The following is a 20941-nucleotide window of genomic DNA, read 5'->3' as shown; positions in this document are numbered from 1 at the left end:
AGGCGGGAATGCGCCGGAACCGCGTTGCTTTGTGCAAAAGTTCCTTGGTGGAGCGCGTATGATATGGCAGAATATTTTCCGTCATGTCCCAACCTGAGTCCGCCGATGCTTCCATGAAACGCCCCTCCATGAAAAAGTGGGTTGTTCTCCTTGTTGTTCTTGGGGCGCTGATCGGGGTAGGCACGATGATGAAGGCATGGATGGACCGGCGTTCCGGCGCGGAGGCCCAGCCGGCCGTTTTCTCAGGCGGCAGCGAGCACTGGGACCAGAATGAAGTTCCCATCTCCATGCAGTGCGGGGCTTGCCATGAAAAGGAATTCCGGCAGTGGGCCGGATCGGATCACGCCTGGGCGTTCCGCAAGCTGGGGGACCAGTGGGAATCTGAGGCGTTCCATAACATGAAGCTGAACGCCCACGGCAGCATTCTTCAATTCTCCACAAATGCAGAGGGGCGCATGGTGCATGACGGCCAGTCCTCAACCTCCTGGCGCGCGGACTGGGCCACGGGGAGAATCCCCCTGGTGCAGTACCTGGTTCCCGCCAAGGACGGCGGTTATCATACCCTGAGCGCCGCGTGGGACGTGAACCGCAAGGAATGGTTTGATATCTTTGGCAAGGATGCCCGGCAACCAGGGGACTGGGGGCACTGGACGGGCCGCGGCATGAACTGGAACACGCAGTGCGCGTGGTGCCACATGTCCCTGTTCCATAAAAATTATGATCCGGTCAAGGACCGCTATGCCTCCACCTGGACAGAACCCGGCGTGACCTGCATCCAGTGCCACGGCCCCTTGCTGGATAAGCCGGAGGCGGGAACGGGATGCATGATTTCCACCAAAAACAAGCTGACGCCGGAGCAAATTCACGACAACTGCGCGTCCTGCCATGCCCGGCGGGATGAATTCGATCACGATTTTGCCGTTGGCGACCGTTTTGACAACCATTTCCAGCTCGTGCTTCCCGTACAGCCCGGCGTTTTCTGGCCCAACGGCATGCAGAGGGATGAGGATTATTGCGAAACCGGGCTGCGCCTGAGCCGCATGGGCAAGGCGGGCGTCACCTGCCTGGACTGCCATGACCCGCATACGGGAACGCTGAAGCTTCCGCAGGAGGATAACACGCTCTGCCTGCGGTGCCACGGCACCGGGGAGGCGGTAAACGGCGTAAAAGCCCCCGTCATTGACATGGCCAGGCATACGCCGTGTCCGCAGTCCAGCATGGGCGCCCGCTGTGTGGAATGCCACATGCCGGAAAGCCTGTACATGGCCCGCGATCCGCGCAGGGACCATTCCTTCAATTCTCCCGATCCCCTCCTGAGCGTGGAGCTGGGCATTCCGAATGCCTGTACCATGTGCCACCGGGAAAAGAGTAATGAATGGGCCGCGCAAGCGGTGGAAAAATATTACGGGGCCAAGCCCAAGATGGCGCAGTACAGGGACCGCACCCGGGCCGTGCAGCGTGCCTATGAAGGGCGGGAGGATGTGCTACCCCTCCTGATGGAATGCTTCAAGCGGGAGGAAGTGGGCGCATGGCGCGCGACGCTGCTGGATCTGATGGATGCCTGGGCGCATGAACCTGCCGTTCAGGAGCTGGCTGCAGCGACGGTCAAGGATCCGGACTCCCTGACGCGCGCCGCCGCCGCCAAGGTGATGGGCCGTGCGGGCAATCCCGCCGCGGGCAAACTGCTCAATGATCCCTTCAAGGTAGTGCGCCTGCAGGCGGAGTGGGCCCTCCGGGATTCCCTGCCGCCGGACAGCCCCGGCATGAAGGAGCTGACCGCCGCCGCCCTGCACCAGGCGGACCAGCCGTCCGGGGCGATGAAGCTGGCCCAGATAGCCATCAGCCGCAAGGATGCGAAGGCGGCAGAACAGTGGTTTGCCAAGGCTTTGAAATGGGATGCCACCTCTTCCGTGGTGCACCGGGATTATGCCGTTTTCCTGGCCTCCCAGGGCCGCAGCGGGGAGGCGGTGGACCAGATGAGGGAGGCCGTGCGGCTGGCTCCGAAGGATGCCAATCTGTGGTATCTGCTGGGCCTGGGCCAGATTGAAAACAACGATGAGCCGGGCGCGCTGGAATCCTTTAATGAAGCTCTGAAAATAGAACCCTCCTTCATCCGTGCCCTGTTCAACCGCGCCCTGCTGAATGAAAAGGTGGGACGGCTGGAACAGGCTCTTCAGGACCTGGAAAACTGTTCCTCCCTGGACAAGGAGAATGCGGATATTCCGTTCACGCTGGCGGTGATGCTTTACCGCAACGGACGGTACCGTGACGCCGCCGCCGCCGCCGCGGAAGCCCTGCGCCGCGATCCTGGGCACGCGCAGGCAAGGCAGATTTTGGAATCAGCTTCTCGACATGGAAGGTAAGAAGTAGTATATCAGCGTTATGCGCATGAAATTTTCCCCCTGGCGTATTCTGCTGGTGTCCGCATTCGTAGCGGGTTCCTCCTTCTGTTTTGCGGACGCTCCCGGAGCGTCGGAGGATCCGTCCCTCCGCATTTGGACGAATAAAAGCACGGGCAGTACGGTGGAGGCACGTCCTATTGCCTTGAACATGAAGACCGTCAAGCTGGTAACTACGGCCAAAAAGCCCATCACCATGCCGTTGGAAAAGCTTTCCGAGGAAGACCGCGCGTGGCTGGAGGAACACAAGGAAGTGATAGGCAAGCCTGTTGCGGAATGGTCCTCCGTGCCGTCCGGCCCCGTGGCGGAGGAAATGAAGGGGAAAACCTACATGCTGGAAAACGGCAAGCTTGAAAAGAAGGACGGGAAGCTGAATCCCGGGCATTTCATCCTGTATTTCAGCGCAAGCTGGTGCGGCCCGTGCTGCCGGAATGCGCCCCACAGCGTGGAGGCCTACAACAAGGCGGTGAAGGACAACCCGGATGTGGAAGTGATCATGTGCAATCTGGACCAGAACCTGGAAGCCGCCCAGAAATGGGCCGCCGCCAACAACATGCCCTGGCCCATCCTGCTGAGGCAGGATTTGACGGAGCTTGCCAAGAAGGTGGCCCCGCGCGGCATCCCTACGATGATTCTGGTGGATAAGGACGGCAAGCCCATCCAGTCTTCCCAGGACATGGAACAGTTGGTGAAAGCCGCTGGTTCAAGCCGTTCCTCCCGCTAGGCGGCAGCACCGTTTGATCTTTTGAAACGATGGCTTCCATCCGCAAATCCCAGTCGGACCGCTCTGCGGAAACCAGCGGTAAAATTCTCCGTGCCGCGCAGAAACTTTTTGCCCTCAGGGGATTTGACGGAGTGACCATGAGGGCGATTGCCTCTGAAGCAGGGGTGAACCTGGCCTCCATTGTTTACTACTTTGAAAACAAGGAAGGACTGTACCTGGCCGTTTTCAGGCAATATGCGGAACCCCTGATGGAGGAGCGCATGAAAATGCTGAAAGAAGCGGACCTTCATCCGTCCCTCAGGGCGTATGCCCGTGCCTTCATTGAGCCCGCTTTCCGTTTGCTGCTGGATAAAAACCTGGGCGGTCCGGATCACGCGCGCCTGCTGTGGCGGCTGCCCCAGGAACCGGAATACTTGGGAAGGAAGATTTACGATGAATTCTATGCTCCGCTCATCCGGGAGATGACGTTGAGGGTTCGCCGATTCTGCCCATGGGACGATGAGCTTTCCATATCCTGGCACATACATATCATGAGTTCCATTTTCCATGCCACGCTGGGGAAATACGTCACACGGCTGGAACTTCATGACAAGGAGCCGTGGATGAAGGATCAGGACCGCATCCTGCAAATGATTGTAGATACGGCGGTCCTGCTGATTTCCCGTCCGGCTCTTTCTCCGGAGGGAGAGGAAAGACAGGGGTAACCGCAGGAGTGGAATGCAATACCCGGGAAGGCGCGTCTTTCCTCACGCTTCTCCCAGTCTTTTTCTAAGCGCCGCGACCGTTTCCGTTATATCCGGGTGTGTAAGCAGCCAGGAAACGATGACGACCCTGCTTGCTCCCGCCTCCAGAACGGAGGGCAGCGTGTTTCCATTAATGCCTCCGATGCAGAAGACGGGAAACTCTTCCGGTAATTGCCGCCGCACGCCTGCAATGTCTTCCAGGCCGATCGCCGGCCTTCCCGGCTTGGTGCCCGTGGGAAACAAGGGGCCGAATCCGATGTAGTCCGCCTGCTCCCGGAACGCGCCCAGAGCCTGTTCCGGGCTGTGCGTGGAACGCCCGATGATGGCGTTCGCCCCCAGCATGGCCCGCACGGGAGCCAGTTCCCCGTCGTCCTGGCCTAGATGGACGCCGTCCGCCCCTGTGCTCAGGGCAATTTCAGGATAGTCGTTGATGATGAAAAGACAGCCGTATTCGCGGCACAGCGGGGCAAGCCGGCTACCCATGCGCGCGATATGTTCCGGATCATGGTTTTTCGCCCTGAGCTGGAGGATGCCCAGACCGCCCGCCAGCAATTTTTCCGTAACGGAGATTAATTGATGTTCAGCGGTATATCCCATATCCGCGATGCCGTATAGCCGGCAGGATGAGAGGCGTTCCTTCCTGTTCATGGCAGGGAATTGTACCGGATAAAATCATCCCGGCAAGACGCTTCCCATTCTTGACCCTAAAGGAGGGTGTGATACACTCCCCGCATCGTGTCACCCGCCTTATATTCCGCCGCTAAAAGTGTACTGTTCCAGATGAATCCGGAAACCGCCCACAAAGTGACCTTGTGGGGGCTGCGCCTGGCAGAAAAGATGCGCGTACTGCCCCTTCTGATGGGGGAGGTTCCTTCCGACCCCGTGGAAATCCTGGGGATGAAATTCCCCAACCGTGTGGGTCTCGCCGCCGGAATGGACAAGGAGGCGGATACGGTGAACGCCTTCGGCCAGGCCGGGTTTGGCTTTGTGGAAGTAGGCACGCTGACGCCGCGGCCGCAGCCGGGCAATGACAAACCCCGCCTGTTCCGCCTGATTCCCCAGCAGGCCATTATCAACCGGATGGGATTCAACAATGAAGGCATTGCCGCCGGAGTGGAGAACATCCGCTCCGCCACCCGTTTTCATGGCGTCCTGGGAGTTAACATCGGAAAAAACAAGGTGACGCCCAATGAAGATGCGGCCCAGGACTACCTGACCTGCCTGCGTGCGGCATGGCCCGTGGCGGATTACATTGCCATCAACTTCTCTTCTCCCAACACGCCCGGACTGCGCGACCTTCAGGCGGCCGAACCCGCCGCGCGCCTGCTGGCATCCCTGAAATCGGAGCAGTCCAACCTGGCTGTGGAAACCGGACGCAATGTGCCCATTTTCATGAAGGTGGCGCCGGATGTGACGGATGAGCAAATTGCGGAACTCAGCCGCGTTTTCCTGGATGAAGGCCTGGACGGCCTCATTGCCACGAACACCACGCTTTCCCGGGCCGGGGTGGAAGCCAGCCCGCGCCGTGAAGAAGCCGGCGGCCTGTCCGGCGCGCCGTTGACGGCGCGGTCTACGGAAGTCATTGGAGCGTTCGCCTCCGAATTGAAGGGGCGCATCCCGATCATTGGCGTAGGCGGCATCATGAGCGGCGCGGACGCCGTCGCGAAAATCAAGGCCGGGGCCAGCCTGGTGCAACTCTACACAGGGTTCATTTACCGCGGGCCGGACCTCATCCGGGAATGCGTGGAAGCCATGAAGGCTGAATGCCCCGTTAACTCCTGATTCTCCTTATTCACTGCCTACAGGTTTCATTCATGCCCGGTTCCTTCGTACATCTTCACAATCACACGGAATACTCTCTGCTGGACGGCGCAGTCCATATCAAGGACCTCATTGCCGAATGTTCCCGCATGGGAATGCCGGCCGTAGCCATCACGGACCACGGCAACCTCTTCGGGGCCATTGAGCTGGTCATGGAGGCGAACAGCCTTAACAAATCCGTGGCCGCCTGGAACAAGGAACATCCGGAAGGACCGCAGAAGCAGGAGGTGAAGCCCATCTTCGGCTGCGAGGTATACCTTTCCCCCACGCCCATCGGCGTGAAAAAACAGCTTCCCGGGCGCCGCAAATATACGCACCTGCTTTTGCTGGCGGAAAATGAAACCGGCTGGCAGAACCTGGTCAAGCTGGTATCCCGGTCCCATCTGGAAGGTTTTTATTACAAGCCCCGCGTGGACATGGAAACCCTGCGGGAATTCCATGAAGGTCTTATTTGCTGTACGGCGTGCCTTGCCGGGCCGCTGAACGAATGGCTGCTCAATGACCAGCCTGAAAAGGCGGAGGAAGCCCTCCTGGCGCTGAAGGATATCTTCGGGGACGACAACATTTTTGTGGAGCTTCAGGACCATGGCATGGAGGAGCAGAAAAAATGCCTGCCGGAGCTGGTGCGCATCGCCCGCAAGACCAATACCCCCATTCTAGCTACTAACGACGTGCACTTCCTCCGGAAGGAGGACCACGATATGCACGACGTGCTGATCTGCATCGGCACCAACGAAAAGCTGGCTTCTCCCAAGCGCATGCGCTACTCCACGGAAGTCTACCTGAAATCCCCCGAGGAAATGAGGGAGGTGTTCAGGGACTATCCGGACGCCGTGGAAAACACGCTGAAAATCGCGGAACGGTGCAACGTCACCATCAAGCTGGACTCCGCCAGTACGGAAAAATACCCGGAATTCGGCACTCCGGACGGCTCCACGCGTGAGGATTACCTGCGCAAGGTATGCTATGAAGGACTGGAGGAGCGGTACGGCAAGGAACGCGTGGCTAAGGACAAGGAACTCCGCGACCGCCTGGATTATGAGCTGGGGATTATCAACCAGTTGAAATTCCCCTCCTACTTCCTGATTACGGCGGATTTCATCAACTGGGCGAAGGACCATGACATTCCCGTGGGGCCCGGCCGCGGTTCCGCCGCCGGTTCTCTGGTGGCGTATGCCATGAAGATCACGAACATCGACCCCCTGCGGTTCGGGCTGATCTTTGAACGTTTCCTGAACCCGGAGCGCGTCAGCCCTCCGGATATCGACATTGACTTCTGCCAGACGCGCCGTCCGGAGGTGATTGACTATGTGCGGCAGAAATACGGGGAGCGCGCCGTGTCCCACATCATCACGTACGGCACCATGGGCGCCAAGTCCGTGCTCAGGGACGTGGCCCGCGTGATGGACATGTCCTACGCGGATGGAGACCGCATTTCCAAGCTGATTGAACCCGGTCCCAAGGTAACCCTCCAGTCCAGCTACAAGAGCAGTGAGGAACTGCGGGAGCTGATCGCCTCCGATGAAGGATACGCGGAGCTCTGGGGTTATGCGACGCGCCTGGAAGGGCTGATCCGCAACGTGGGCGTGCACGCGGCGGGCGTCGTGATTGGTGACCGTCCGCTGGACGAGCATGTGGCGCTCACCCGTGACGACCTGTCTGATCCTCATGCAGCCGTCGTCGCCCAGTGCGACATGAGCGCGATTTATGAAGTGGGTCTCTTGAAAATGGACTTCCTGGGTCTGAAAACCCTGACCGTCATGCATGATGCGGAGGAATACGCCCGCTGGCGCGTGCCGGACTTCAAGCTGGATTCCGTGCCCCTGGATGACCGGGAAACGCTGGACCTGCTGAACAGGGGGGACACGATGGGCGTGTTCCAGCTGGAATCCGGCGGCATGGTGGATACCTGTCGGCGCTACGGCATCCAGAAGATTGAAGACATCATTGACTTGCTGGCCCTTTACCGTCCGGGAGCCATGCAGTTCATGGATGAAATGATCGAGGTCAAGAAGGGGCTGCGCCAGGTGGTGTATGAACACCCGCTGCTGGAACAGGTCAGCGGAGAGACCTACGGCGTGATGATTTACCAGGAACAGGTTCAGGCGGCGGCCAAGCTGCTGGCGGGCTACACGCTCGGCGGGGCCGACCTGCTGAGGCGCGCCATGGGCAAGAAGGACCCTGCAAAAATGGCCAAGGAAAAGGCCCACTTCGTGGAAGGGTGCTGGAAAACCAACCAGATTGATGAAAAGACGGCTACGGCCATCTTTGACAAGATTGAAAAATTCGCCGGGTACGGCTTTAACAAATCCCACTCCGCCTGTTACGGCCATATTTCCTACTGGACGGCCTACCTCAAGGCACACTTCCCGGTGGAATTCCTCTGTGGCCTGATGTCCAATGAAGCGAACAACGACAAGATCGGCGTGTTCATTCAGGAAGCCAACCGCATGGGCATTGAAATCCTGCCCCCCAACGTGAACAAATCCATGCTCAAATTCACTCCGGAGGAAACGCCTTCCGGCAAGCTGGCCGTGCGCTACGGACTGGCGGCCATCAAGAATGTGGGGGAAGGAGCCATGCAGATTCTTCTGGAGGAAAGGGAAAGAAACGGGGAATTCACCAGCATGGAGGACATCTGCAACAGGCTGGATTCCAAATCCGTCAACAAGAAGATTCTGGAATCCCTGATTCGCGCGGGAGCGCTGGACTGGACGCTGGAACCGCGCTGCGCTCTGTTTGAGCGGGTGGACCTGGCCCTCAGCGGCGCATCCCAGGTGCACAAGGACAAGGCCCTGGGGCAGGGCGCCCTGTTTGACATGACTTTTGAAGCTCCCAGGGTGAAGGATGAGCCTGCTGTTCTGGAATGGTCCAAGGAGCAGCGCATGGGGGATGAAAAGGATCTGTTGGGCGCCTACTTCTGCGGCCATCCGCTGGACTCCATGCGCGGCGTCATTGATGCGGAAAAATACACCCGCATCGGTCTCATTGACGCGCTGGAGTCGCACGAACTCAAGCAGAAGCACCAGATCGCCGGCATGGTGCGCTCCGTCATCCCCAAGATCAGCAAGGCAGGCAGGAAATTCGCCATCCTCACACTGGAAGACTTTACCGGCAGCATTGAAGTGCTGCTGTGGTCGGATGTCTATGAAAAGGCCCTGGAAATGGAAGGCGGCCTGGAACCGGGCGTCTTCGTCTCCGTGCGCGCCAACATCCGGGAGGATGACCGCACTTCCGCCAAGAGCGTGGCCGCGCAGAGCGTGGACCCGCTGGGAGGCAGGAGGCGCAAGTCCAAGGCCGGGGACCAGGGCCCTCTGAATATCATTGTCAGCCCCCTGCGCCACACGAGGAAAAATCTGGAGCAGATACGGGACATCCTGAAAAGGTACCCCGGTCGTTCCAAGGTCAATCTCACGATCAAGGACAGCCTGGGCCATAGTCAAATCTTGGAGCTGGACGAACGGTTCCGCGTGAACCGCTGTCCGGAGCTGGAAACGGAACTTTCCATGTACAACTAGCGCCATGCCGGGAGGAAAACTGCTCTTGCCGGAATCGGAACGGCTGGCATTCCGGGCATGGGGGGAAAAGGACTGGCCCTTTTTTGCGGCCATGAACGCCAATCCCCGGGTGATGCGTTTCTTCCCCGCCGTCATGACGGAGGAGGAATCCCGCGCCATGTGGGACCGCCTGCGGGCGGAACTGGATGAAAAGGGTTACGGGGGGTACGCCGTAGAGTTGAAATCTTCCGGCTCCCTCATCGGCCTCCTTGGTTTTCATTGGGCGGATTTTAAAGCGGACTTCACGCCCTGTGTGGAAATAGGCTGGCGGCTTGTGCCGGAAGCCTGGGGGCATGGCTACGCCACGGAAGGGGCCACGGCTTGTTTGGAGCACGGTTTTGCTAGGTTGGGCCTTGACCGGGTGTATTCCTTCACCGCCTGTGTGAATCTTCCTTCCCAGGCCGTGATGCAGCGTGCCGGAATGAGGAAGACGGCGGAATTCAACCATCCCAAAGTAGCTCCGGATTCCGTCCTGTATCCGCATGTGCTGTATGTAAGGGAAGCTTCCCACGCATGATTCCATGACGGGGTTTCCGGTGTAGCCTGCCGGAGGCCGGCCGGTCCATTTTTTTAATTGTTCTGCCTCCTGGAAAGCAACGGACGCGTGCATTTCCGGTGAAATGGCCAGTGCGTTCTTTACGCTTGTTGCTGCCGGTTTCCGGAAAAAATCGAACGGGCTGCAATCCCGGAGGAATGCAGCCCGTTGACTGGGCAGGGGGCGCAGGGCAGCGGAACGTGCCCGCTGCCGTCATGCGCGACTTAGAAGGCGTAGCTTACCCCGGCGTTGACCCGGTGGTAGGTTGACTTGCTCCTGCCTTCGAATTCATAGCCGGCGTAGGCCGTCCATTTGGGGTTGATGACGACGGTGCTGTTGTAATTGACGCGTACGGCGTTCCGGTCCGGGCGGGAACCCCTCGCGGTCCAGCTGAAATCGTTCAGCAGGCGCGTAGCCCTGGTTTCCGGGTTGTCACGCACCACGTCGGGCACGTAGCTTACGGACAGGCTGTTCACCCACAGCACGCCGTTGCTGAATTGCAGGGCCTTGCTGACGCCTACGCCCACGGGCAGGCTCAGGTTCTTCAGATTCCCGCGGTCGAAGTGCCGGGCGTCATATCCCGTTTCCGTGAAGGAATTCTGGTTGACCTGGGTGTACTCGATTCCCAGGAAGGGGGAGAGCGTCCAGCCCTTGTTCAGGCTGTGGTCCCACGTGGCCTGAAGGGTGGCGAAGCCCATTCTGTTCTGCCATTTGCCGTGGGAAGCCCCTCCGTCATAATAGGAGTCCAGCTTGTTGGTTGTCCATCCGAAGCCGGCTGTTCCGCTGATGGTCAGCATGTCCTTGGGGGCAAGCTGCTTTCTCCATGCTCCGTAAAGCAGGGCAACGTAGGAGGTCTGGTCCACTTCGCTGGGCCAGCTGCGGCTCTTGTTGGTGCCGTACAGGTTGCCGAAGGCGGCGCCCAGAATGGTGTTCGGGGTGAACCTGCGGTCCGCACCCACGGCATAGCCGCCACCGTTGTAGTCGTAGCCGTCAATGCCGTCGCGGGTGGCATGGTAGGTGAAGTCTCCCATTCCCTTGATCCAGAAGTTATTCTTCGGACCCATCAGGAACCGGGTGATGCCCACCTGGCCCAGAGCGGCATTGGAAACGGACTTCATGTTGGAAGCGGAGCTCCACATGGAGTTGCCGATGTCCGCCCCGTCCAGTTCCGGGAGAATCTCTTCAATGCCGGCGGTGGGGTTCCAGACGGCGTACAGATGGTCGTTGATTCCGTCTCCGTCCAGGTCTTCCCATTCCTTGGTCCAGTACCCTTCGTAGGTATAGGGGGAGTTGACCGTATTGGTTCCGGTGGCTGTGGAATAGATGTCGTCAAAATCCCCGGAAGTTCCGGGAATGGCCGCTTCCCCGATGGCTATGGCCAGGAAGCGCTGCTTCTCGGCCCATCTCTTGTGGGCGTAATCCTCCAGGGAATCCGCTACTCCCATGGAGCCGCCCATGGTGTGGCTGTTGGCTTGCTCAATGCTGAGTCCGGAGCTGTAATCGTCCATGAAGGGGCGGAAGTCAAAGATGACGCCCTTGCTGATGTCGATCGTGTCCGCATGGAAGGCGGCGCCCCTTCCGGTTCTCAGGGTCACGCCGGATTCAATGGTGATGTTCCTGCTGTTCACGGAACTGTTTCCCGTGATTTCCAGAACGCCCTTGTTCACAGTGAAGGATGAGTCTTTGGTGAGGTCCTTGTTGCCGTATGTCACACCGTCTTCCAGAATCAGGGTACCATCGTACAAGGTGGTTTTTCCGCTGACATTGAAGTACTTGGACTCCGCCAGCCGGTTTTGCCAGTCGGCTTCCGTTTCTCCGGCGGCCTGGGTGATCAGCTTGTCCGCCTCCGCTCCGGAAAAGCGGATGGTTCCGGTGAATTCCGGAGCCGTTCCGTTGTAAGGAGTGGTATCCACTCCTTCGGACTTGTTGAAGTCATAGACAATGTTGTCATACTCCGCTCCGTCGCCTTCATTCCGGAAGGGATCGTAGAAGGTGACCGTCCTTCCTTCCTGCGCGCGGAGCACCACGCTGTCCATGGAAGCGCTTCCGTTGGTTCCAAACACCAGGGAGTTCAGAATAGGGTTGGCCCCGCCGCGTTTTTCCGTGTTGCCTTTCACGATGATGTCCCCCTGGTCAGCGGAAAAGACGGCATCCTTGTAATAGAGGAGCATGGCTCCCGCAACACCGTCCACAGAGTTGTTCTCAATGAGCACGCCGCCGCGGTTGTTGATGAACTCCAGGCCGTTGGCCCCCTGAAGTGCTCCAACGTCCCATTTGGCCGAGTTGCCGGAGATGGTGACCTTCCCCGTATTGACGAAGGATGTTTTCCCATCCACCAGGAGGGCGCCATAACCGTAGTCCGTGGATTTGTTGCCGGAAATGGAGATGTCTCCCGTGTTGGCAAAGGACAGGTTCCCGTGGAACTGCCCCACGCCGTAGTGCCAGCCCGCCGTATTATTGTCCATGGAGATGTTTCCGGTCCGGGTGAACGAGGTATTACCGGTCACCTCAATGGCGCCGTTGTACTGGTCCGCGCTGTTTCCGGAAAGGGAAATGTTCCCTGCATCCGTCACGCTGAACGTTCCGTAAAAGCGCAGGGCTCCGTTGGAACCCTTGGTGGAGTTTCCTTCCACGGTGATGTCCCCATTGTTGCTGAACGTGGTATTGCCGAAGACGGCTACACCTCCCATTTGATTGTCCGAGCTGTTTCCTGAAATGGTGATGTTTCCCGTATTGGTGACGTTCCAGTCCTTGCTGATCCAGCCTACGGCATACGTCTTGTCCGCGTGGTTGCCGATGAAGGTGATGGAGCCGATGTTATTGAGGTTGAAGTTTCCGCTGACGCCGAATGCCCCGGCGCTGTTGCTGGCCTGGTTGCCTTCAAAGCGCAGGTCTCCGCCGATGTTGGAGATGTCCAGGTCCTGGCCGCTGTATACTGCGCCGAAGTTGCCGTTCCAGTCGGAGGCCAGTTCCCCGGCGTCCGCCCGGTTGTTCCTGAAAATCACGTCTCCGGTGACGCCGGCTATCTTCATGCCGCCTCCGGTATTATCGTAGCCGTCTACGGCGCCTGCATAAGCGTAAATGGCGCCGGCTATCCATGCGGAATTGTTTTCAAAGGTCATGTTTCCGGTAACATTCTGGAACGTCAGCGCATATTCCCCGGCGGGAATGTAGGCCTTGGTTGCCGTAGAAGTGGAATCATGCGCGCCTGCATAAATGGCGCCCCCGATGTTGGAGTGGGCGCTCGTGGGCGAGTGTCCGGTGGAGTTTCCGCTGAACAGGATGGACTTGGTATTTTCAAAGTCGATCTTTCCCCACGTGAACAGGGCCCCTCCGAGGGCTTGCCCCTGCTGGCTGTCGTCACCCAGCATGTTGTTGGTGAAGGAAATATTGCCCATGTGGGAGAAGGTGATGTCACCCCTTGCGTTCACGGCGCCCCCGGCATTCGTATCCGCATTCACGATGGATTTGCAGTTGTTGAAGGAAAGGTCGCCCATGTCCGTGAAGGTGAGCGTTTCTCCGCGGATGGCGCCTCCCCCTTCGTTGTCATTGACCCAGCGGTCGCTGTGGATGGAGGAACAATCGTCAAAGCTCATGGACATTCCCGTGCCGGTAAATGTCATGACGGACTCGCTGGCGGGCCGGGTGTGGTCTGCCAGCTGATTGAAGAAGACGCTGCCTGCGAAGACGGTGTCTTCCGTCCGGAATCCGGAAAAGCTCAGGTCCTCCTTCAAGGTGTAAGTGATGCTGTCCTGCGTCTCCTGGCGCGTGACAACGGTGCCCTGATAGAGGTCTTCAGCCTGTTGGGCTGTTCCCGTCTGCGCCAGGGAGGCTGTCATCAGGAGAAGGATGGCGGATACTGCAAATTTTGGTTTCATTAGTATGCGGTAAGGTTCTTTGTTAGGTACCAGACCTGAGCCGTCTTTTGCCCGGGCGCCCGGGTGGGGGCTTTTGCGCGCGCTGGCACCGGTGTCTGGAAACTATAAGAGTCTTTTGAGCGCGTTTTTTCTCAACGGATGTCATGCTGTGCGCAAGGCTCTTCTAACATATTATTCCGCTTGGCCGTTGAAGCTGAAAATGTCCGGACCCCTCATCTGTGAAAATATGGCCTGTGTCATACATAGGGTGTTTTATGAGTGTAGGTCAGGAAATATAACAAATTTTGTAATTTAATGATTTTTAGTAACGCATGGATAATAAAATAAAGCTTGTTCCTGTATTTTTGTAGAAAAGTTATGCGGGGGTGAATGACAATAGAAATATGAACACTTTTGTTCGTAGAAGCTTCTATCCTTCATGCGGGCGGTCTTTCACGGCTGGCCCGGAAATGATGAAACAATAGATACCGTCATGTTTGATCCAAATCAAAAACCCGATACAGCCCGGGCAGAAAATTCCATTTTCGGCTCTCCGGAAGCAGACAACCTACTGCCCAAGGATCAGTTCCCGGATTACGCCATGCGTGCGGAGGACGCCTTCCAGTTGGTGTCCGATGAATTGATGCTGGACGGCAATGCCCGCCAGAACCTTGCCACCTTCTGCCAGACGTGGGATGAAAAGCAGGTCAGGATGCTGATGAATATCAGCATTAACAAGAATATGATCGACAAGGATGAATATCCCCAGACAGCCGCTATTGAAATGCGCTGTGCTGCCATCATTGCCAACCTTTGGAACGCCAGCCAGGATGAAAAACCCATCGGCTGTTCCACCATCGGTTCCAGTGAAGCGTGCATGCTCGGGGGTATGGCCGCCCTGTGGCGCTGGAGAGCCCGCCAGAAAGCTGCCGGCAAACCCACTGACAAGCCCAACCTGGTATGCGGGCCCGTCCAGATCTGCTGGCACAAGTTCTGCCGCTACTGGGATATTGAAATGCGTGAAATCCCCATGTCACCCGGAAAATGGAAGATGGATGTGGACAGCATGCTGGAACAGATTGACGAAAACACCATCGTGGTGGTTCCCACGTTTGGCGTGACCTACACGGGCGCTTATGAACTGCCTGCGGAAATTGCCAAGGCCCTGGACGATTACGAAGACAGGACCGGCATCAGTGTAGACATCCACGTGGACGGCGCCAGCGGCGGTTTCCTGGCCCCGTTCTGCGCTCCGGACATTGTCTTTGACTTCCGCATTCCCCGCGTCAAGTCCATCAGCGCTTCCGGCCACAAATACGGCCTGGCTCCGCTCGGAGTGGGCTGGGTGGTATGGAGAGACATCGCCGACCTGCCTGAAGGGTTGATCTTCAACGTCAACTATCTTGGCGGTGAAATCCCCAACTTCGCCATTAACTTCTCACGGCCGGCCGGACAGATCATCTGCCAGTATTATGACTTCATCCGTCTGGGCAAGGAAGGGTATACCAACATCCATACCCAGGCCTATGAAGTGGCCAAGTACATTTCAGATGAGGTTTCCAAGCTCGGGCCGTACGAATTCATTTGCACGGGCGATCCGGAAAAGGGCATTCCCGCCGTCTGTTTCTTCATCAAGGACGGAGCCAAGACGAACTATACCCTCTTCGACCTCTCGGACAAGCTGAGAACCCGCGGCTGGCAGGTGCCCGCTTTCACCCTCCCTGCCAATTGCCAGGATACGGTGGTAATGCGCGTGATGGTCCGCCAGGGCTTCACCAAGGACTTGGCAGACCTGTTCCTGGAAGACTTCAAGCGCATGGTTGATTTCTTCGAGAAACACCCGGTCACTTCTCCGATGACTGCGGAAGAAGGCACGGCCTTCCACCACTCCTGATGGAAGCTCCGCAGAATAATTTTTGTTGGATGAATAAGTGTGTGTAAGCGCAGCTCCGCAGTTGTCAAGGTTTGTGCGTGGACCTGGCGGCTGCGGAGTTTTTTTATGCTCCGGCGGCTGCGCCGCGGATGGCGGAAGCGTGATGGAGGCTTCTGTTGCGGATGAACGCGGACTGCTCCGGAACTGTTTCCGAAAGGGGCTTTGTGAGACCTGGCGGACTTTTCCGTTCCCCCTCCGGAATTCGAGGAATGCCGTTTTTCCAAGTTTCTTCATGAAATCCTGCGCGTTCCCCGTCTTCTTATAAAAAGACCGGGGATTTTGTTATTCCTGCGTTTTCCGTTTCGTTTGGGAAAAGGCATGCTTCCGCAAGGTTCCTTGCATCATTCTTTCGGAAGGGTGGGGGGGTGATTGTAGCGCGGGCTCCGGATAAATGCGGGGTCCACCTGGTTGAGGCGCCATCTTTACTTGGTGAAAGATTGCTGCGTTTCAAAGCCTGGCGCGTTGCCGCCATGTCCGGACAGGCGGGATTGATAAAAACCGTCCTGTTTTTTCATGCCGCCGGGTTGCAGACCCTGCGGAGATTACCGGAAGGGGACGGCGCGGAGGCTGTTGATTCCCTGATCCGCTTACATGATGCCGCGTCGCGGACGCGTTGCCGGCTGGCAGCAAATGATAGATTCAAAAAATTGTGCCCGCCGCTTTAACACGATCGGCAAAAAGCAAGGGAACACCCCCGGTCAGGAGTCTTCCATCCATCCTCAAATCCGGAATGCAGCGGGAGGCGTGGAATGGCGCTTAGCTGATGCAGCGGTAATAATAATCCACGCGGGAAATGAACCAGGACCATTTGAAACCGGGCTTGCCGTTGTCCAGCAACAGGTGGGGGCAGCGTTTTCCGGTCCAGTAGTAATGCGGCACGACGTTCCGCAGGGGGATATCGTGGGCGTACATGTTGTAGGCGGCCAGCTTGGCGGCGCGGTCAAAGGTCTTGACGATGCTCTGTCCCCGCTTTTCGCACATTTCAATGCCGATGGAATACATGTCCCCGGGGCCGCCCCGGTCCGCATGGCGTCCCGTTTCATTCAGGGGGATATGCTGCATGGCTACATACGGATCCACCGTGTAGTGCCAGTTGCAGCGCAGGGCTCCGTTATTCAGCGCGCGCGCGTGCTGCATGGCGTCTGCGGAAGGGTTTTCCGTGTTGTGCATGGTGATGAAGCGCGGCTTCATCCGGGAAGAGCGCTGCCGGAGAGGGGAAGAGCGGGGCATGAACATCGGCCGGACGTTGCATTCCGCCAGCAGCTGCCGCGGAGAGCGCTTCACCACGGGGACACCGGAGGGCTTGAAGGAAATCATGGGCGCCATTCCGGCTTTGCCGGAGGGTTCCGAACAACTGGTCAGGGCCAGCAGGGCGGCGGCTTCCAGCAGGAAGGTTCTGCGGTCCATGCCCTGGACTTTCTCCAGCATGGGCTGGAGCTGTCCGGAAACACGGGCAAGATAAGTGGCGATGGTGGAAATATTGCTCATACGGCGGCCGGGAGGTGGGGGATTTACAGCACGGATGCGGGAAAAGTTTAGTTCACGCTAAGATTCACCTTTCTTCTTTGCAACGAAAAAGTGTGAAAGCTTTAGCTTTGTGCCGAATTCTTCACGCTTTTTGTCATATTGGGCCGTTCAAACCGTTGTTGAGAGCAAAACGGTATCCGGTTCCACGGCGGTGACGGCGTCCGCATTTGCCGGAGACAGGATGAATTCTCCCTGCCGCGCCGTTTTCCCGTCCCAGGACACGGAGCCGCGGAGAATCGTGAAGATGGCGAAGCGGGAGGCGTCCGGCTGGGTGAATCGTTCTCCCTGGTCCAGCCGATATTCCTCCGTGGTGAAATGCGGCATTTCCGTCAGGTAGCCGGGCTGCCGGCAGAGCTCCCGGAATTCCGCGATGGAATCCAGCGCCTGTTCCATGTGCAGTTCCCGTCCCTGTCCGGAAGCGTCTGTCCGGTTCCAGTCGTAAAGGCGGTAGGTGGTGTCGCTGTTCTGCTGGATCTCCGCAATGAGGTGCCCGGCGCCGATGGCGTGAACCAGGCCGGCGGGAATGTAAAGATGTTCCCCCTTTTCCAGATGGGTGGAGCGTATCAGTTGCTCCATTTGGCCCGTTTCCGCCGCCCGGCGGATGTCCGAGAGCGTAGCGGTTTCTTCCATTCCTCCGTAAATCAGGGCATCCGGGTCCGCATGCAGCACGTACCATACCTCGTTTTTAACCTCTCCCCGCCGTGCTGCCGCCGTGCGTTCCGGGGGATGCACCTGGACGGAAAGATTCTCACGGGCGTCCAGAATTTTGCAGAGCAGGGGAAAACGCGTAAAACGTTCGTAGCCGGGCCCGAAGAGTTCTTCCCGCCGTTCTTCCCACAGCCGGTGCAGGGGAATTCCTTCCCATTCGCCTTCCCTCACCGTGCTCATGGCTTCCGGACGGTCGCTGATTTCCCAGGCTTCCCCGTAGGCCGTTTCCCGGTCGGGCAGTTCCCGGCCCAGCATGGTTCTCATGTGCTGGCCGCCCCAGATGCGCGGCTGATAGATGGAATGGAATCGAAAAGGCTGCATCGTAATAACGGGAGCGTAGGCCATCTTTTACGGCCGGGCAAGTAAAATGCCCGCAGGAGGCCTGCGGGCATGAAGAGAGGGAAATCGGGAAGTTTCCGGTTATTTGATGGATTCCCATACGATGCCGATCTCATCAAACGGCACATATTCCTTGTTCTTGTCCGGTTTCGGCACACCGTAGTTGGTCCGGAACAGGGGCAGGATGGGCGCTCCCGTCTTGGGGTCCTTGCTCATGGGTGCCATTCCCACTTCCTCCAGCAGCAGGGTCATGCCGAATTCGCCGCCGGGACCTTCGCTGACCAGGATTTCAATGGGGTACACCTTGCCTTGCTCCACCGTGAACTGCTTGCCGGCGGCTACGCCGCGCATGGTGTTGTTCCAGTGGCCGGAGGGGCCGTATTTGTAGAACGTGACGGGGGGGACGTTGATGCCCGCGTCCTTGAGTTCCTTCTTCAGGTCGTCGTTGCCGGGCTTGCCTTCCATGGCATCAAGCCATTTGGCGTTGTTCGCCGTCATTTTCCCCAGGGAGGCGGATTCCCAGCCGTAGTCGAATACGTTCTGGTTGTTGAACCGCACTACCAGATAGTCGTCTCCCAGCCCCACGAAGCGGAACGTGCCGGATTTGGGAGCGCGCACTTTGCCCCGGTAAATGGCAAGCCACTGGCTGGGTTTCACCTTGTCGTCGCATCCGTAGGCCTTGGGCGCGTCTTTGGCGGGAGTTCTGGGAATGTAGAACTGGGCGGCGTACAATTGCTGCGGCGCCTTGTAAAAACGATTCAGCTCCGACTCATTCCAGCCTTTGTTGACAAAGCGGGAAAGAAAGGCGCGGTACTGGTCCATCGTCATGTTGGTGGGCCGTCCGCCGGGCGTCTGCTTGGTATCGTAAAAGGTGCCTACCAGCGTACTTCCTGAGGGCTGGGACGTGCCGAAGGCGGAGGTGGCGTCACCCAGGTCGGGGCCGAAGCCGTCTCCCATGCCCAGGGCGGTTCCTTCTTCCAGCATGACGGGTTCGTCCGGCGGGTCAATGTCGATCTTGGGGAGGCTGACCGGGGCTGCCGCCGCGGCTACCACGACTTTGACGGGAGTTTCCGCATGGGAGGAAGAGGAGGTTTCCCTCTGCACTTCCGGCGGCGGAGGCGTATCCGACGGAGGAGCTTCGTCCGGCGTGATGTAGCCGACGACCTTGGGTTCTTCCGGGGGGGCGATGATGATGGTCAGGGAGTAGAGAATGGCTCCCGCCAGGACGACGGAGAGAATGGATGTCGCCAATGCGGCAATGTAATTTTTCCGCCTTTCCTTGCGCAGGGTTTCCACTGCGTCTTCTGTGGGTTCTATATGAAGGCTCATGCATGTATGATAACATAGGAGCCCCATATGTTGAGTAACATGAAAATAACAAGGATAACATGTCGGTAACAAAAAGGGCGTCTTTGACGCCCCTTCTTCCTTATGGCTTCTCAGCTTTTCCTGCGCTTTCCCGTTTTTCCGGGAGCCAGTGCGATGGCAAGAATGGAACAGACGCCCAGAATCAGGGGGTAATACAGGTATTCCATGATCAGCAGGGGGGAAACCTGGGCGATTCCGGCGGCCATGAGCATCTGGGCCCCGTAGGGAATGACGCCCTGGACCAGGCAGGAAAAGGTGTCCAGAATACTGGCGCTGCGCCTGGGCGGGATATGGAATTTATCGCTGATCTCCTTCGCGATGGGACCCACCGTAATGATGGCGATCGTGTTGTTGGCGGTGCAGAGATTGGCCAGGGAGACCAGGCCGGCGATGCTGAATTCCGCGCCGCGCCTGCTCCGGATGTGGGCCGTGATTTTTCCGATGATGTACGCAATGCCGCCGTTGAAGCGGATCAACGCCAGCACGCCGCCGGCCAGCAGGGTGACGATGATCAGCTCCCCCATGCCGGTCATGCCGCTGCCCATGGCGCGGAACCAGGCCATGAAGGAAAAATACCCCATGCCTACTCCGACAAGTCCCGTGGCGAGCAGCCCCAGCGTCAGAACGGCCATCACGTGGACTCCGGCCAGCGCCGTCACCAGAACCAGCAGGTAGGGGAACACCTTCATCCATTCAATGGGAGCGTCCGCCATGGAGGGGGACTGCACGTTCCATCCGAGCAGGGTGTAGCAGGCCAGGGCCAGCAGCGCGGCGGGAAGCACCACCTTCACGTTAGCCCGGAATTTGTCCCGCATGGCGCAGCCCTGCGTGCGGGTGGCGGCGATCGTGGTGTCTGAAATGAAGGAAAGGTTGTCTCCAAAAAACGCTCCGCCCACCACAATGGCCGTCATCATGCCGGTGCTGACCTGCGTGGCGTGCGCCAGCCCCGTGGCTACGGGAGCAAGCGCCACAATGGTGCCCACGGAAGTGCCCACGGAAAGGGAGATGAAGCAGGATGCGATGAAGACGCTGGCAAGCAGCAGATTGTCCGGCAGGAGGCGCAGCGTGAGCTGCACGGTGGCGTCAATTGCCCCCATATCCCTGGCGGACTGGGCGAATGCGCCCGCCAGCACAAAAATCCAGATCATCATCAGGATATTCCGGTTGGCTACGCCGGAGGAAAACAGGTCCACCCGTTCCGCCATGCTTTTCCCGCGGGTGATGAGCACGGCCCAGACTGCCGCCGCCGTAAAGGCCACCGTCACCGGAACGGCGTAAAAATCCTGTACGGCTACGGAGATGACCAGGTAAAGCAGGAAGAAAACCAGCAGGGGGCTCAGCGCCCACAGGCTGGGTTTGACGGGCGCCGTATCCTGGCTGTCTGGAAAATGGGTCATGGGGAGTGCGTGCTGCCGGAGATGCTGGGCGGC

The 20941-nt window shown here is 58.4% G+C and carries 13 protein-coding genes; 7 read left to right on the top strand and 6 right to left on the bottom strand.

Annotated features, from left to right (window positions below):
* Positions 1-83: 83 nt before the first annotated feature.
* The 3 genes from HJW02_RS05890 to HJW02_RS05880 are packed head-to-tail and all read left to right on the top strand — an operon-like array spanning position 84 to position 3827.
* Entirely contained in the window at positions 84-2363 is a 2280-nt protein-coding gene (locus HJW02_RS05890) for a tetratricopeptide repeat protein (RefSeq protein ID WP_102721910.1), read from the top strand.
* 25 nt (positions 2364-2388) lie between these two features.
* Positions 2389-3123: a thioredoxin-like domain-containing protein gene (locus HJW02_RS05885; protein WP_180971037.1), complete on the top strand. Its 735-nt coding sequence runs from the start codon at positions 2389-2391 to the stop codon at positions 3121-3123.
* A gap of 29 nt (positions 3124-3152) precedes the next feature.
* Entirely contained in the window at positions 3153-3827 is a 675-nt protein-coding gene (locus tag HJW02_RS05880) for a TetR/AcrR family transcriptional regulator (RefSeq protein WP_102721909.1), read from the top strand.
* Between the two features lie 42 nt (positions 3828-3869).
* On the opposite strand, the gene thiE is transcribed toward HJW02_RS05880, so the two are convergent.
* Positions 3870-4514 (bottom strand): thiamine phosphate synthase, encoded by a 645-nt coding sequence (gene thiE / locus HJW02_RS05875; RefSeq protein ID WP_102721908.1) that lies wholly within the window; start codon positions 4512-4514, stop codon positions 3870-3872.
* 87 nt (positions 4515-4601) lie between these two features.
* On the opposite strand from thiE, the gene HJW02_RS05870 reads away from it, so the two are divergent.
* The 3 genes from HJW02_RS05870 to HJW02_RS05860 are packed head-to-tail and all read left to right on the top strand — an operon-like array spanning position 4602 to position 9761.
* Complete coding sequence (locus HJW02_RS05870; protein ID WP_102721907.1) at positions 4602-5648, top strand: quinone-dependent dihydroorotate dehydrogenase; 1047 nt, start codon at positions 4602-4604, stop codon at positions 5646-5648.
* A gap of 32 nt (positions 5649-5680) precedes the next feature.
* Positions 5681-9205 carry a DNA polymerase III subunit alpha gene (gene dnaE / locus HJW02_RS05865; protein WP_022396577.1) on the top strand — a complete coding sequence of 1175 codons (3525 nt, stop codon included), beginning with the start codon at positions 5681-5683 and terminating at the stop codon, positions 9203-9205.
* A gap of 4 nt (positions 9206-9209) precedes the next feature.
* Positions 9210-9761 carry a GNAT family N-acetyltransferase gene (locus tag HJW02_RS05860; protein ID WP_102721906.1) on the top strand — a complete coding sequence of 184 codons (552 nt, stop codon included), beginning with the start codon at positions 9210-9212 and terminating at the stop codon, positions 9759-9761.
* A gap of 242 nt (positions 9762-10003) precedes the next feature.
* Here HJW02_RS05860 and HJW02_RS05855 read toward each other — a convergent pair whose 3' ends face one another.
* Entirely contained in the window at positions 10004-13657 is a 3654-nt protein-coding gene (locus HJW02_RS05855; RefSeq protein ID WP_102721905.1) for an autotransporter outer membrane beta-barrel domain-containing protein, read from the bottom strand.
* Positions 13658-14129: 472 nt separating this feature from the next.
* On the opposite strand from HJW02_RS05855, the gene HJW02_RS05850 reads away from it, so the two are divergent.
* The gene (locus tag HJW02_RS05850; protein ID WP_102721963.1) at positions 14130-15530 is read left to right on the top strand and encodes a glutamate decarboxylase; all 1401 of its coding nucleotides are present in this window, start codon (positions 14130-14132) and stop codon (positions 15528-15530) included.
* Between the two features lie 795 nt (positions 15531-16325).
* Here HJW02_RS05850 and HJW02_RS05845 read toward each other — a convergent pair.
* From HJW02_RS05845 to HJW02_RS05830, 4 genes are all read right to left on the bottom strand, one after another.
* Positions 16326-17057, bottom strand: coding sequence for an N-acetylmuramoyl-L-alanine amidase (locus HJW02_RS05845; RefSeq protein WP_022396581.1), 732 nt, complete (start codon positions 17055-17057; stop codon positions 16326-16328).
* Positions 17058-17204: 147 nt separating this feature from the next.
* A complete protein-coding gene (locus tag HJW02_RS05840) occupies positions 17205-18149 on the bottom strand; it encodes a type I phosphomannose isomerase catalytic subunit (protein WP_102721904.1) in 945 nt (314 codons plus the stop codon).
* Between the two features lie 75 nt (positions 18150-18224).
* Positions 18225-19472 (bottom strand): hypothetical protein, encoded by a 1248-nt coding sequence (locus HJW02_RS05835; RefSeq protein WP_022396583.1) that lies wholly within the window; start codon positions 19470-19472, stop codon positions 18225-18227.
* Between the two features lie 110 nt (positions 19473-19582).
* Entirely contained in the window at positions 19583-20908 is a 1326-nt protein-coding gene (locus HJW02_RS05830) for a Na+/H+ antiporter NhaC family protein (protein WP_102721903.1), read from the bottom strand.
* Between the last annotated feature and the right edge of the window lie 33 nt (positions 20909-20941).

Source organism: Akkermansia sp. GGCC_0220 (assembly GCF_017566105.1).
In the GTDB taxonomy this organism is placed as follows: Bacteria; Verrucomicrobiota; Verrucomicrobiia; order Verrucomicrobiales; family Akkermansiaceae; genus Akkermansia; species Akkermansia massiliensis.
This window is presented reverse-complemented; position numbering and strand designations above follow the sequence as displayed.